8 protein-coding genes and 1 pseudogene are annotated in these 14,996 nt (G+C 42.5%); 2 read left to right on the forward strand and 7 right to left on the reverse strand.

Going from position 1 to position 14,996, the window contains the following annotated elements; translation table 11 throughout:
• Positions 1-20 precede the first annotated feature (20 nt).
• Positions 21-1,451, reverse strand: coding sequence for a hypothetical protein (locus tag C3V36_03180; protein ID AVM68335.1), 1,431 nt, complete (start codon positions 1,449-1,451; stop codon positions 21-23).
• Positions 1,448-3,889 (reverse strand): hypothetical protein, encoded by a 2,442-nt coding sequence (locus C3V36_03185; protein ID AVM68336.1) that lies wholly within the window; start codon positions 3,887-3,889, stop codon positions 1,448-1,450. The genes C3V36_03180 and C3V36_03185 overlap by 4 nt, the downstream gene beginning before the upstream one ends.
• A 304-nt stretch (positions 3,890-4,193) precedes the next feature.
• On the opposite strand from C3V36_03185, the gene C3V36_03190 reads away from it, so the two are divergent.
• The gene (locus C3V36_03190) at positions 4,194-5,660 is read left to right on the forward strand and encodes a hypothetical protein (protein AVM68337.1); all 1,467 of its coding nucleotides are present in this window, start codon (positions 4,194-4,196) and stop codon (positions 5,658-5,660) included.
• Positions 5,661-5,789: 129 nt separating this feature from the next.
• Positions 5,790-8,747: a hypothetical protein gene (locus tag C3V36_03195; GenBank protein AVM68338.1), complete on the forward strand. Its 2,958-nt coding sequence runs from the start codon at positions 5,790-5,792 to the stop codon at positions 8,745-8,747.
• Between the two features lie 164 nt (positions 8,748-8,911).
• Here C3V36_03195 and C3V36_03200 read toward each other — a convergent pair.
• From C3V36_03200 to cas9, 5 genes and pseudogenes are all read right to left on the reverse strand, one after another.
• A pseudogene (locus C3V36_03200) lies at positions 8,912-9,109 on the reverse strand (IS200/IS605 family transposase).
• A gap of 412 nt (positions 9,110-9,521) precedes the next feature.
• Positions 9,522-9,731: a type II-A CRISPR-associated protein Csn2 gene (gene csn2, locus C3V36_03205; protein AVM68339.1), complete on the reverse strand. Its 210-nt coding sequence runs from the start codon at positions 9,729-9,731 to the stop codon at positions 9,522-9,524.
• On the reverse strand, positions 9,728-10,003 hold the full coding sequence (gene cas2 / locus C3V36_03210) for a CRISPR-associated endonuclease Cas2 (protein AVM70421.1): 276 nt from the start codon (positions 10,001-10,003) through the stop codon (positions 9,728-9,730). The genes csn2 and cas2 overlap by 4 nt, the downstream gene beginning before the upstream one ends.
• Before the next feature lie 4 nt (positions 10,004-10,007).
• The gene (locus tag C3V36_03215) at positions 10,008-10,880 is read right to left on the reverse strand and encodes a type II CRISPR-associated endonuclease Cas1 (protein AVM68340.1); all 873 of its coding nucleotides are present in this window, start codon (positions 10,878-10,880) and stop codon (positions 10,008-10,010) included.
• A 9-nt stretch (positions 10,881-10,889) separates the two neighbouring features.
• Entirely contained in the window at positions 10,890-14,984 is a 4,095-nt protein-coding gene (gene cas9 / locus C3V36_03220) for a type II CRISPR RNA-guided endonuclease Cas9 (protein ID AVM68341.1), read from the reverse strand.
• Positions 14,985-14,996: the final 12 nt, after the last annotated feature.

Genomic DNA, 14,996 nt, shown 5'->3' on the forward strand with positions numbered 1-14,996 from the left:
TTTTATTTATAGACTTTGGCTTATACTCTTATCTCTGCCGCTTCTTCCTCTGCTTGCGCCAATTCTACCGACAATTTAAACCGCGGCTCGGTTTGAATCACTAACTTTCCGGCCGACTCCTCCACCCGCCGCTGAATAGAACGCAAGCCACCACCCCAGCGGATTTCTCCGGTCGTCGGCCGACCGTCGTTTTCAATGGTCAGCCGTATTTTATCCGTTTGCTCAATTTGGATATAAATATTTTCCGCACCGCCGTGACGGACGGCATTGGTCACCGCCTCCCGAATAATCTCCACGACTTTTTGCGCCAGAACCGGATCCTCCGGGAGCTGACCCTGCGTATGAAAACGAATCCCCAAGGGCAAAAAAGCATTGATAATATCCCGATAGCCCTGAAGCGGTTCTTCTTCCTCCGGAAAGTTTAAATCTGTTAAAAGATTGTCAATTTGCGCCTGTAAAAGCGTATAATCAACACTTTTCTTATTGCTCAACTCTCTCTGCAAAATGGAAATCCTCTGCCCCAGCACATCATGGACATGATTCCACATCCGGCTCAGGGCCTCCTGCTGACGAAGTTCTTCCAAGTTAGCCAGCGCCGCCTGCAATCGGCTTTTTTGCGCTTCCAGCTGTGCCTGATAAGCCTTTAGCTGCCGGGTGATACTCTCCTGTTCGGTTACATCGGTAGCAATAATCTGATAAGTTTCCTGACCGCGCAGCCAAAAGCTTTTGCGAACAAACTGCCACACCTCCCGCCGGGGAGTTTCCACTAAATATTGCTCAGCGCCTTCCTCCGCCGAGGGGCGGTACCAATCTTTAGTCAAACCCGGCAGCCGCTCCCAAAACTTCTCGGCATTGCGTGAGTTTCCGCCGGTCAAATCCCTCATCAGTGCCAGCATTTGCCGGTTGATCAAGCGGATATTGCCGTTTTTTTCGGCGAACAAAATCCCGCTGTGCTGCGCGTCCAGCGCTTCCTTAACCGAGTATTCGGTAATTTCCGTCTCCTGCCTTTGCCGTTCGGCATAGTAACTGATGCCTGCCCGCAGAATCAGAAGTGCCAGCGAAAGCACAAAATAAAAACCATAAAACCTGCCGATTACCCGCTCACTGGCCGGCATATTCAGCAGCACCAAACCGATCCCGGCCGGCACCATCAAGCGCCGGGTTTTGACATATACAAAAATCCCCCAAATCGAAATCACAAATGCCAGCAAGGAAAACCAATGTTCATATTCCCACAAAACCAGCATCGAAGCCGACAGCTCGGCGTTAACATGCCGGAGCAGCACCGACACCGCCGCCAGATAAAGCAAAATCAAAAACTCAAAGCTCTTACGCAGCCTTCGGAAAACAATACTGGATGCATAAAACGCCTGCATCAGCACTGCCATCAACGATAAAAACAGAAAAAACAGCAAAATATTCTGGTCAAAATACCGGTACAGGCCAATCATAACATTCCCTCCCGAACCCGCAGCAAAACAGAAAAGGCATCTCCCAGTTCTTTATAGTTGACATCCGGCACCATATTTAATTTGGTCTGTAAGCTTTGCCGCTGACTGCTGTTATCACTTTCAATCAAAAAATACAAAAACAATTCGTCTTTCTCCTGAAACAGCCGAATCGTCATCGTAGTGATGTCTTCTGTTAAAGCCCATTCATAAAACAAATGACAAAGTTCATAAACTTGCGCCGCTGCCGGAAAAGGAATCCCTGCTTCCAATCCGCAAAAAAACTGATATCCGGAAAAAGTTCCCAAATTGATTTCATCAATCAGCCGGCTGAGATCGGCCGGCGGGCAAAGCCCCTGTTGTTTGGATTTAATCAGCAGCTCGCATCGCCTTTTGCAGTAAATCGCCAGTCTTTGCAGCTGAATCAGTCCCTTCTCCCCGAGCGGAGGACAGGCCTTCATCTCCTGCAGCAAAACTGTCATTTTATTTATCTTATCCTCAACCAGCCGGTTGACTTCCTCGGTCAGTTCATTTTGCTCGCGCACAAAAATCAAGCGGCTTTCGACCTGCTCTTTTTTGGATAAAATCAGATTTTCTTCTTCCAGTTCCCTGGTTACCCGTTCCAGGTTTTGCTTTAAGGAACTTAATTCCCGAATATTTTCCCTGGTTACAATCCGTCCTCCCCGAATGGCCGTTGACCAAAGCAAACTGTCAGCAGCCGCTACAAAAGCCGGCTCCTGACTTTCCGACCAGTCCCTTTCCGGCGGAAAAACCGGCGGTTCCTCCGATGTTTCCGCTCCGGCCGACCGGAATTGAAGCTGCCCGGCGCGGTCAAGTATCCGCATATCCAAAAGACTGTGCTCAAACAATTCATGATAGCCGCGGTTGGAAGGAATTAAACCGCTTTTTAAAAGAGCCGTCCAAAACAACAAAATAATACTGCCCATCCCCAAAGCCAGCGAAATTTCGCGGAAAAAAGGTATCTTTAAATTATAGCAGGCACTGTAAGCTACGCCCAAAATCAGAACCAAAACCGGCAGCACCGCCATCTTCCGGTTAGGCGCATCCCAGCTTTTCCGGGCCAGATACAGCCACATTCCGGCTTGCGTCAAAAGAACCCACAGCGCCGCCGAATAATATCCCCAGTTATGCTTATAGCGTTTATACCATAGACTGCGATCCGAACTCAAAAACCGGAAAAACTGCTGATGCAGGTCATTGGTTAAAACCAGCAGCAAAAGCAGGCCGGAAACAGCGCAAATCGCCAGCAGTCGAAGCGGAAACACAGTTTTGTCATACTGATCCAAATTAAGCGCAATAAATATTCCCGCCGGCGGCAATGCTAAAATAAACAAGTAGTAGGAATACCACAGCGCCCGGATATAATCGGCGCCGCCATAAAAAGAATACTTAAAAATCCCGACACTGATCCAGCCGATAACCAACAGTCCGTTCAGCACTAAGCCCCGGCGTACGCCCATATGAATAACTGTCCGGTTGACCCGATTAATCCAAAAAATCGTTAAAATAATTATCACCGCTGCCGCTGTCTGATGCTCCCAGCCGGTAATCGGTGCATACCGGTGATTTTTCCTGACCCCGCGCTCCAACGGAACATTGATTTCACCAAAGTCATAAAACTCCTCCAGGCGAGATGCAGCAAACAAAGCCGCAACGTTTTCCGTCTGAAAGTTTTTCTCCGGCGACAAATAATTCAAATCCTTATAAATCTGACGGATGGCGGCTACTTCTCCAGCCTCCAGCGGGTGACGCGAAAAAAGTCCCACCTGAAAAACCAGTGTCCCTTCCTCCGGGAAAACAGGTTTCATCTCCCTGCGCTGCAAAGTATACAGATAATTAGAATAAAGCGTAATCTGAACCGGGGCAATGATATTATCCCAAAACAGCCGGTCCGACTCGTATATCCCGCTTAAATACGACTGCGCCGCCAAACGGTCAAAACTGCCGGTCAAACCATAAGCAATCGCCCGCCAAATATACGCCTGTTCCGGGCTGCGCTCCGGCAGACTGACCGCGGTTCGGCCCACCGCCACATCCCGCCAGCTCCTGACCGGCTCAGCCAACTGTCCCTGGTTCGTAACCAGTATCACCGCATCGTTATAAAGCGGATAAAAATAAAATTCAGCACCTGCTCTGATCAGCGGTAAGGCCTGAACATCGTACGCCAGCACAATTTCGCCGCCCTCCAAAAAATGAGACAAATGCCTTTCCGGGCGGCGCCGGATTTTATATCCGGGAAAAGCCTTTTTGGCCGCCACCAGAACCGGACTGGGAGTTTCTTCAAAAAACAAAATCTCCGGCTGCCCGGGCAACAAGCCGGCATCGAGGCCCATTTCCCGGCCGCCGGTCAAAGCCCAAAGAACCAACATCAGTAATCCGGCTGCCACTGCTCCGATTTTAATCAATTTTTCTTTTCTCATTTACCTTCCCCTGTTTTTCCTGCCGCCGCAACATACGTTTTAAAGTCGTTTCGGAACATCTTTATTTTACACAATTTTATAGAAAATGTAAAACAGATTTTCAAAAACCAAACCAAAAAATCAAAAACTAATGTAAAAAATTCATTTTCCATTAAATTTTCCCATGAAAACTGCCGATAAGCTTTTTGTGAAGTATAACATCATCCCTCCCGATATGCCGCTTTTGTTTTTTCTTACCTTGTGGGTGTGGACAGTTTATTTTATGTGAAGTATCTGTTTTAACCGATTTAACTTAGGAGGTATCATGAAACCACGGCGTTTTTTAGTTTTTGTTCTCATTTTCAGTTTGTTTTTGGCGGCCTGCTCGCCCGCGCAAAAGGATCACGCAATCCAAAGCGTTAAAGTCCTTGAACCGATTCAGCTGACCCTATGGCATTATTATGTCGGCCAAAATCAGCAAACACTGGAAGATGCGATCGTTGAATTTAATCAGACTCTCGGGACGGAAGAAAATATTATTATCGAAAGTGTTTCTCACGGAAGTGTCGCCGAATTGGAAGCTTCTTTGTCCAATTCGGCCAAAGGTGTCATCAATTCCGCCCCCATGCCGGATATTTTTTCCTGTTATCCGGATAAAGCGCTTGAAATTGATGCGCTGGGAATGATTGCCGACCTAAACCCATATTTTACAGATGAAGAAAAAGCCGGCTATGTGTCCAGCTTTTTGGCTGACGGTTATTTTGATAACCGTCTTTTAATCCTGCCGATTGCCAAAAGCACGGAACTCCTTTATATCAATGCTACCGCCTGGAATGAATTTGCAGACGCAACCGGTCTTTCCCATACGGCTCTGGAAACATGGGAAAGCATTTGGACCACTGCCCAAAAATATTATGACTGGACGGATCGGCAAACGCCGGATACTCCCAATGACGGACGGATCATGTTGGGAATGGATTCCGTTCAAAATTATATTCTAGCTGGCTGCAAGCAGTCAGGCGTTGATATGGTTGATGCCGAGACCAAAAACATTATTTTAAATCTGCCGGTGCTGCGTAAGCTGTTCGACCTTTATATCAGCGCCACAGCGATGCATTATTTCGGCGGCAGCGGAAAGTTTCGCTCGGATAATATCAAATCCGGCGAACTAATTTCCTATATCGGCTCTACCTCCAGCGCCTCTTATTTCCCGACTTGGATTCAAAAGGATACTACTCGTCAGAACATTCAGTTTTTGGCTTTGCCCTACCCGCTTTGGCAGGGAGGCGAACCGACCGTGATGCAGCAGGGAGCCGGTATGTGTATTACCAAATCAACCGCGGAAAAAGAACGGGCCGCCGCTCTGTTTCTCAAATGGTTTACCGGGAAAGAACAAAATATGGCTTTTGCCATGAACAGCGGCTATCTGCCGGTAAAGGCAGACATCTACCGGGGTGAGGATTTTAAAGATGCCCTGCAAAAGCTGGATCAAGGCAATGAGAGTCAAAAAAATGTAGCCATGGTTTATGATATTGCTTTTCAGCAAGTCTCCGGTTACACTGCTTATGCTGTCAGGCCGTTTAAAAACAGCTATATGCTGCGGCCGCTTTTACTTTCCACCCTGACAAGTGCAGCAGAATCCGCCCAACAAGCGGCTGATACCTTAAAGAAACAGAAAATGTCCTCGGCGCAAATCCTATCCTCTTTAAATCTTGAGCAGCGTTTTGCCGATTGGATAGAGTCTCTGGAAAAGGCTTTACAAAATGAAGGAATTTCTTATCAGAAAATTTAATTCTTCTATCATGCCTGTTCCATTGTTACTGCACGACCACCTCGACGGAATGTCCTTGCGGAACAATTCCGTCAAACACAAAAAACACAGAAAACATGGAACAGTTAAAATATTTAGAAAGGATCCCATATGAAACGCTCCATATCACTTCGGACGCAAATTATTTTATTGATGACTTTTCTGGTAATCTTGCAGAATATTTCTTTAGTAATGTCTTTATCATTTTCTAATGCTTTTTTTCTGCTGGATTCGGAATCCTTTCGTCTGTTTAATAATACCACTACGGCCCGCAAACAAGCACTGAATAATGAGCTGGGGCAGGTCGTCCGCTTAGTGGCCGATGATACCCGCCTGTTTACTCAGGTACTGCAAAAAGTTTCTGCCAACACTAATAAGAACCGTCTGTCCGAACTGGATGTTTATAACAAAATTGCCACAACCGGTGCGGAATATTTAATCCACCTGCTGCAAAGCAGTAATATCAACGGTGCTTTCTTTATGCTGGCCTCCGATGACAAACAGCCGATGCCTTCGGTTTACATTCGCAGCGCTGCGCCCAAGGATTCTTATGCTTTGCCGGAAAACTTTCTGCTTGAACTTGGCCCCGTTTCTGTTTCTCAAAAGTATTTGATTCCGACCAGCTCGCATCATAGCCTGTCCGCGCCTTTTGACTTTAACAGCTCCGACTCTGAAAAATGGGATTTTTATTATCAGCCCACCAAAGCCGCTCTTGACTTTCCCAAAGCGGAAATTGAGCGCTATGGCTATTGGACTACCCCATCGAGCCTACTGTCTCATTTGCCGACCAGCGTGTTTTATACTCTGCCGCTGCTGAACTCAAGCGGTTATCCGATTGGTGTGATCGGTATTGAAATCACCCAAAATTATTTTTCCCAGCACTACTTGCCATTGATTGATCTGCCCTATCAGGACAGTTTTTATGCAATCACTCCGATGAATGACCAGATTTTGACTTTGGACTGGTTTATTTCCAGCAGTCCACTGGCACAAATAGCTTTAAAAAAGCAAAAAAATCTGCATTTAACTTCCGCCAAGATTTCCGACAATATTTATGTCTCTTATTTGGATGAAATCGGCAATGTCTACTGCTTTGTCCAGCCGCTGACGCTGTACAGCCAAAACTCACCCTTTATCCAAGACAGCTGGAACCTGGTCAGTTTTGTACCAAAGGACACTCTGCACGGCACCTCCTCTCAGGTGCGCCGAACAGTGCTTATCAGTATTGGTTTAACTACTCTGGCGGCTTTTATTGTCATCTTTTTTATGGCTCGTTTTTCCACTCGCAAAATCTTCGGAATGTCCAAATATTTAACTGAACTGGATCCCTATCAGGCCATTCAGCTCAAGCGAACCGGCATGCGCGAGTTTGATGAGTTAGCCGAGGCGGTAGAAAAACTGAATCAAAGCGTCATTCACGCTTCGGAAACCACTTCCCGGATCTTAAAGCTGTCGCTCCTGCCGATCGGCGGCTTTGAGCTGACAGTCGAATCAGATCAGGTGCTGATCACCGACTATATTTATTCTCTGCTTCAATTAAACCCGGAGACAAAGCTTTCGATTGAGGAATGGAAAAAGCATTATGCTTTGCTGACAGCTTCGCCGGCACCGGACTATGACAATATTTATCATTTTTCCGTCCGCAATAAATCAGACGGAATTTGGCTGCGGATTTTAGAAAGTAAAACCCCGACCGGCAGTGTCGGCGTCATTTTGGATGTCACCAGAGATATTGAAGAACACCGCCGACTGGTTCATGAACTGGACTTTGATGCCATGACGCATCTTTATAACCGGCAGGCCTTCAAACGGGAAGCCATCGCCAAAATCCTGTATGAACCGAATAAAATCGGCGCCATGATTTTTTGTGATTTGGATAATCTGAAATATATCAATGATAATTTCGGTCATGAAATCGGTGACCGCCTGATTCTGAGAGCCAGTGAAATGTTCCATGAGTTCGGCACCTACGGCGGCATTGTCTCCCGGATTTCCGGCGATGAGTTTGCCATTTATCTGCACGGCTTTTCTTCCAAATCGGAAATCAGAAAACTGATTAACCGGCAGTTTAAGCGGAACGAACGTTACGAACTGCGAACACCGGACGGCTCCTCCCACCGCATTCGTTTTTCCTCGGGTATCGCCTGGTACCCGGAAGATTCCGACGATGTCGGCGACTTGCTCAAACTGGCCGATTTTGCCATGTATGAAGCCAAGCATAAGGAAAAAGGTGTTTTATATGAGTTTAATAAAAAATCCTATGAAAGTAAGTCCTATTTGCTGGAAAATCGAGAAGCTATTCACCGCTTGATTGATGAACGGCTGATTCATTTTAATTTTCAGCCGATCGTTGATTTGCGCACCGGCTCCATTTACGCCTATGAAGCATTAATGCGCTCTTCCAGCGATGCTTTTAAAAATCCGCTGGAGATTCTGTCGGTCGCTGCTGCACAGTCTCAGCTGGCGCAATTGGAACGGCTGGTCTATTCAGTTGTTTTGGAAACCCTTGACCGGCATGCTGATGAATTAAATGGCCTGCATATTTTTATTAACAGTATTCCCAGCCATCTAATTAGCCCAGAAGAAATCATGACGCTGGAAGAAACCTATGGTTATCTTTTCCCGCAGTTAGTGATTGAGGTAACGGAACGGGAATCTGGCAGTTTAGAGGAGCAGCTAAGCGACAAGTTTTCTTTCCTGCGCGATTACGGCATGAAGCTGGCACTGGATGATTTTGGCAGCGGTTATTCCAACGAATCCCGAATTTTGACAATCCGGCCCAATATTGTTAAAATCGACATGATGCTGATTCAGGGTATCCATGAGGATCCCGACAAGCAGCAGCTGATCGCTAATTTAGTTTCTTTCTGTCATGCCCGAAACATCTTATTAATCGCTGAGGGCGTGGAGGAGGAAGATGACCTGGCTAAGCTGATAGAGTTAAATGTTGATCTGGTACAGGGCTTTTATGTGGCAAAACCCACCCCCGGCTTTGACCCGATTCCTACCGCCATCCGCGATCAGATCCAAGAGCTGCATGCCCGGTATCATTCGGGGAATAACGCTTAAAACCTCAGCCAAAGCTGTCCTCTAAAAGGGAAGCAATAGGGAACAAAAACCGCCGGCTCAGCCGGCGGTTTGCTCTGCCCCTGTAAGGGGCTGTTACTGGCTGCGCTTGTAAGCGCACCGAAGGTCTGCCTCTCGCATACTGCTTCAGCTACCGCTAAAGCAGTTTACTTCTTGCTTCCTTTTTCCGGCTCACCCGTGAACGCGTCTATATACTCTTTTAAACTGATTTGATCTTTTAACTTATCTTCCAGTAACTGATTCCTTATGTATTCCTGTATTTTCTTCGCATTTTTTCCTACCGTATCTACATAATATCCTCGACACCAAAAATTTCGATTCCCATACTTGTACTTTAAATTCGCTATATGATATTTGCATTCCCAAAGCTCTCGAACTAGTTTCTGTGAGAGTTATAATATCTCTTAGTTTTATATCATTCTAAATTAACAAAGCTCTCAAACTAAGACACACGCATGCGACCGATCTTGTGGTTTGACATCATTCTAAATTAACAAAGCTCTCAAACTTATCCGTCATATATGCGCCATGCTTGCGAGTTTTACATCATTCTAAATTAACAAAGCTCTCAAACTATACCATCAATCTCGCTATCTTGGATGATGTTTTACATCATTCTAAATTAACAAAGCTCTCAAACCACTTTATGGACGATATCAAAGTGCGAAAAGTTTTACATCATTCTAAATTAACAAAGCCTCAAACCTAAAATTAACATTGAGGTTATCACCGAGCATTACATTTTGCGAAATGTTGTTAATTCAAAGATGCATCAATTACACATAAGTCCTTATCTATTATAACACACTTTTCCTGTTTTAGGGTATAATTTTTTTGACCTTCCAGATTAATCAGGTGTATTTTTTCATAAAAACAAAATTCATATAATTGTCCTACCTGTTTTTCTGTAAGAAATTGTTTTAAATTCAGTATCCACACCAACTTTATGGCACATATAGAACTTATTGCACGTAAATAATTTCACCTACAATGAAATCCATCTTATTATATTGTTTTTCCGTAACTCTTAATACCTGCACCAGTCCTTCAGGCGGTTTATTTTTCTTTATATTATCAACCACTATGTCAGCAACAGAACTATTTTGTGCCAGTTTGCAATACACTGATTCCTGAACCATCATAAAGCCTGATTTAATTAAAAACTTACGGAATGTACGATACTCTCTGCGATTTGACTCTGTTAGTACAGGCAAATCAAAAAATACTATTACTCTCATAAACCTATAACTCATACCTGTAAAATTTTATCTCCGAAACATCCTCACTATTAATTGCGTCAAACACACTTTTACAATAAATCTTTATTGCATTGTTGACGAATTCTGTTCTCCCGTTAATTTTCACCTCATTTTGAAGAATGGTCAACAGCTCCATCTTCTCGTCATGTTCAAATTTAACCGGTTGCATCTGTTTTACCTTAAGGTCTACAATCGGTCTAAACGGTTCCATCAAATCTGATGCCAGATTAAATTGATTAAACATATTATCATGAAAGAGACCAAGCTGTGTAAGGTATCCATTTGCTGTGATACAGCGGTTAAATGCTGATAATAACAGAGAGTAGCCATAATTAAGTGCCGCATTCATACTGTTTTCTTCCGTTCTGGTAAAATCCAGTCCAAACAACGCATTAAAATACACCTTTGCGGCATGCCCCTCCCTGTTTGAGGCATCTGCAAACTGAAGCTCGTTAATATAGCCGTACAACATATCCGCTTCTTCAAGGCTCCAAAATTCCAGATGTTCTGCCTGTTTGCGAATTTTTTCTGTAACTATCTCAGTCCACACAGCTTTTTTTACCTCCTCTTTCCATGTAATCTGTGTGCGTATCTTTGTGCTGGTATCATGTGAGCCATAATAGCCAACCAATTCTGAAGACGGATTTCTCTTTTCATCACAAAAAATCACCTTTATTTTCTTTTTTGAGAGTTCATTTAAAAGGGCAGCAGTCAGAGAAACAGCGGTTGATTCAACAATTAATATTTCCATTTCACTCAGATGGATTTTCATGGTATCCATACGGCGAACCACCATATATCCCATTTGATAATCCAGTTTTGCATTACTCGATATCACAACTGTTCTCCAGCTCATACCTCTCTCCTATCTGTCCGTTTTTTCAGTGAAAATCCATTCTTTCTTTTCATACAGTCCAGTAACGGATTGACTGATGACTGCCGGCTTGTCTGCTGCTTTTAAGTGCTTACTGATTGATATTATCCCTGATCTATCAGACTCTCCGATTAATTTCAGATTTGTCTCTGTAGTTCCAATCCTCGTTAAGTGTAATATCCGTAATAATGCCTCACATTGCTGTTCCGGATCAAGCACAACAAACTTCTCTTTTCCATCTAATAATTTCTGCCCAAATGCATTCGGACGCTTTGCATAGACAGCATGAGCATGCTTATCTGCCAGTATATCATACAGCCTGCAGTTTTGTTCAGCACTTATCTCTTCCTCCAGTATATGCCACGTGACCGCCTTCTCAACCTTCTTAATGTATGTTGTCCAATTTTCAGGCAGGTAAAGGCTCATAGCATTTCTTAAAATCAACCTATCTCCTGTTTTTCCCGACAAATGGAACTGATATCCGTTAATTTCAAGAAGTGACTGAATCTTTAATTTCCTACGTAAGATATTCACTTCACCATACCCCAGTACCTCTTCGCAGTATCTCTCCAGACCATTTGCCTCTCTTTCCACCTTTTCCTTGCAATATAAAGGCAGTCCTTCAATTGTGACATTCTCTTTTTTACCCTCTTTATGATGTACAATAAAGTAGTAAGCTATGGTCGCTGATGTAAAGCCACCATACTTTGTTACATCCTTCATCCTTGTATCAGATGTTTTTAATGGAAGATAGTTTTCAGGTTTTGCTTTCTTTGCAGAATACAGTGTTGCATTGGCTATACCTCCATGCTGTTCAAAGTTCATTCTTGTCAAAAGTGGAGTATTTTTCTGCATCATTTTTCTAACATTTACAATGGTTCCCTTCTCATCTTTCCTCTTTGCAATCCAAGCTGTCTCACAACCACGAATAACATCCCATTCAAACATCTTAGCCAGATTGTAACGATTCTTCTCCTTATCCTTCTCATAGTCCTTGCGGATAAAATTCCATGGATTTTTCGTAAATTTAGTATGATATACATTTCCAACCACAATGTTCAGGTAAGCATCCTGTGCATGATGAAAATCATTTACAAGGCGGCTTTTCAAAAATCCGTTGTCCCGTCTGAAATCTGATACATTTGATGCTTTTGCATATACAATATCAGTGCCTGTAAATAACTGTTCCAAGAGGGTTGCAACCCCCTTTGTTCCCTGTCCGGTTTCTACCAGCTGCCTTGCAATAAAATCTCCCAACTGTTTTTCCGTAAAAGGAGTATTTGATATAAGTCTTGTATATTTCTCATCTGTAATTAACTTTTGTTTATGGAGAGCGTTCCATAATTCCTGAACTTTAGGATTTGCCTTTATCTGTTTAGGTATAGGATATAGGTCTTTTTTAATATGCTGATTAGCCTGTCTGTTAACCAATACGAGATTGTTCATAATACTGTCATCTTTAACATAGTGTCTTGGATAAATATGGTCTATATCATATAAATTATCATCATACAGCCTGCCCAAATCTATCTCTTCACCTGTATACATGTCTCGTCCCATCTGCATATAATACAGAAACAGCTTTTTACTTCTTAATTTACCGCTTTCATTCGCTTCTGAAAGTTCCTGCTTCCAATTATGATTTTCTGTATTCTTTATATTCTTATAAAGCTCTAAGAGCTGACTTCCCCTTGAAGCTTTTCTTCCCTTATCACCCTTTTCTTCCTCTGTTCTGGTCATTTCAACAAAAATTCTTTTAGGTGCATATCCCATTACCTGCTCAATTTCACGTATAAGCAACAACGTCTGCCAAATCATACGTTTTACCGGTACTGAAAAATAGCTGTCCTGCAAATCTTCATAAGTAAAATCGCTTAATGACTTCATAGCAACTGTACTCTGTTTTGCCAGTTCTTCTTTGAAGGTAAAATCATCACTGTTAATCAGCTCCATAAAGTTAAGGCTATACTCCCACATTGCCCGCCCCAATGACATAATCTCACCGGTAGACTTGTCACATCCGCTAAGTGTAAGAAGTGCTTTGGAGAATCTTCCCCAATCCTTAAATTTGTAGCCAAGAATTCTTTTTAACTGATTTTCATCTAATATACCCTGTTCCACATACTTTGTAAGCCGCTGTTTTAACATCTTTTTGGAATCACCAAAAACAGTACCCCAATAAATTATATCTTCTGCAGTAGCAAGGATAGCGTCTTCTTTTAGGCGTTCACCAAAAATTGCATACATTTTTCCATAAGAGGATAAAGAGTTATTAATAGTCTTATCTATTCCTGTCACCTGCTCTTCAGAGCTGATTAAGCTTTGTGCCACCAGATAAGAACAAAGCTGTTTCTTAGTTAAACGCTTTCCCTTCATAAAACAGTCTTTATAGATTTGCTGTTTTAGCTTTGTATCCAATCGTTCACCATCAATACAAAGGTTGTTGATTTCATTTAGTACACAATATCTCTCGTAAGCAAGAGACGCTTTTGGCATGACCTTTTCACCCTGAATATATGTACAGGTTCTGATAAGGTTACCGATAAAGGCTTCTGAGGTTGCACTCATATCCACTTTATCGTTGATATTCCAAGGCAGAACTGCCCCCTCTTCTTTCCTCACAATCCAACCGGTTTTACTATTTCCCCCAAGCGGTCCCACATAATATGGAATCTGAAATGTAAAAAGCTGTATTATCCTTTCTGAAACTGTCAACCCACTCTCATCCTTGTCTTTTAAGAATGGCAGATAATTTTCGGCATTTTTTAATATTCTTTCCATTTCTTTTTTATGTACCTGATTTGGGATGACACCATTGGCACCGGTCAACTGTTTAGGAAGAAACTGTTCTTTTTCAATCTTTTCCATAACATACTGAATATCTTCATCATCTGTAATATCTTTAAATGCCTTTTTTATTGTCGAATATATATCATCCGCTTTTCTTCCCTTCATATTTCGTCTGTATTTATTACTTTCTGCAATTGCATCTGTTGAATTAAGGGAATTAACGTATGCCGAATAAGTTCCGTCTACATTTGAACGAAACATCATATCATATTCTTCCTTAGTCTTGTATTTACGAAACAACATTTTTAAAAGCTTTAAATCTTTGCAATGCTTTTCATATAATTCCACTCTGGCACAGGAGAGATAGTCATATCCCTTGAGAGTTCCTGCTAAAACAGCATAGTCATAGATACTTTTAAGTTGTTCAATGACTGCATACTCTTCCTCAGTTAATTGTTCCATTAACTCCGCTATCTTATCTGAATAAGAAAAATCATGAAAACACAGAGGCACTTTCTCTTCCGTCTTTTCGTCAAAAATAAGCTTAGCATTTATACTCAATCCACATAAACACTTTAACAACTCATTTACGCTTTTATCTTTTTTAACTACACCAAATAACTCCTGCAGCTCTTCATGTTTTTTCTTTCTTCCGGTATCAGAATTGCTGATAATGTCTATTACCTGTTGAACAGACTTATGCTCTATTATCATCTCATAATCATTTTCAAACTTGTCCAAAACCTCCTGATATACGGCATCTACCTGCTCAGTGTTTAACGCATCTCCTTCTGCATTTAATAGGAAATGACCTCTGTGCTTAAACATATTGGCAAGTGCCAGGTAAACTAAGCGAACATCGAATTTTGCCCCTGTATTTTCCAGATCAAGCAACGCCTTTCTAAGATGAAAGATTGTCGGATATTCAGTATAATAATCAGTATCCTTATAATTTTCATCATCAAAGATTCCATTTTTTGAGTTTAATTTTTTATCTTTGTCCTCAAGGAAATATTTACTGTTTTCCATACGGATAAAGAAATTTGGATCAATTTTATTTATTGCATCACCGAAATAGCTTTTTAGCAAACCAAGTCTAACAACCTGACGCTGTCGTCGTCTTCTGTTAACTCTATATTTCCACCTCTCAGCTGCTGACTCTGCCGTTTCAAATTCACGAATGCCCCACATATCTTTTCCTTTTTTTCTCAACAACTCATACTTGGTATTTGTTACTGCCCAGCCTACAGAGCCGGTTCCCATATCCAGTCCTAAAAAGTACTCTTGTTTTTCCATGCTTTATCTCCT

It is taken from the genome of Lachnospiraceae bacterium oral taxon 500, assembly GCA_002999035.1.
Taxonomy (GTDB): domain Bacteria; phylum Bacillota; class Clostridia; order Lachnospirales; family Vallitaleaceae; genus W11650.

Excerpts from the sequence above, each read along its gene's own strand:
- C3V36_03180 (AVM68335.1), bottom strand. The coding sequence starts at position 1,451 with ATGATTGGCCTGTACCGGTATTTTGACCAGAATATTTTGCTGTTTTTT.
- C3V36_03185 (AVM68336.1), bottom strand. The coding sequence starts at position 3,889 with ATGAGAAAAGAAAAATTGATTAAAATCGGAGCAGTGGCAGCCGGATTA.
- C3V36_03190 (AVM68337.1), top strand. The coding sequence starts at position 4,194 with ATGAAACCACGGCGTTTTTTAGTTTTTGTTCTCATTTTCAGTTTGTTT.
- C3V36_03195 (AVM68338.1), top strand. The coding sequence starts at position 5,790 with ATGAAACGCTCCATATCACTTCGGACGCAAATTATTTTATTGATGACT.
- cas2 (AVM70421.1), bottom strand. The coding sequence starts at position 10,003 with ATGAGAGTAATAGTATTTTTTGATTTGCCTGTACTAACAGAGTCAAAT.
- C3V36_03215 (AVM68340.1), bottom strand. The coding sequence starts at position 10,880 with ATGAGCTGGAGAACAGTTGTGATATCGAGTAATGCAAAACTGGATTAT.
- cas9 (AVM68341.1), bottom strand. The coding sequence starts at position 14,984 with ATGGAAAAACAAGAGTACTTTTTAGGACTGGATATGGGAACCGGCTCT.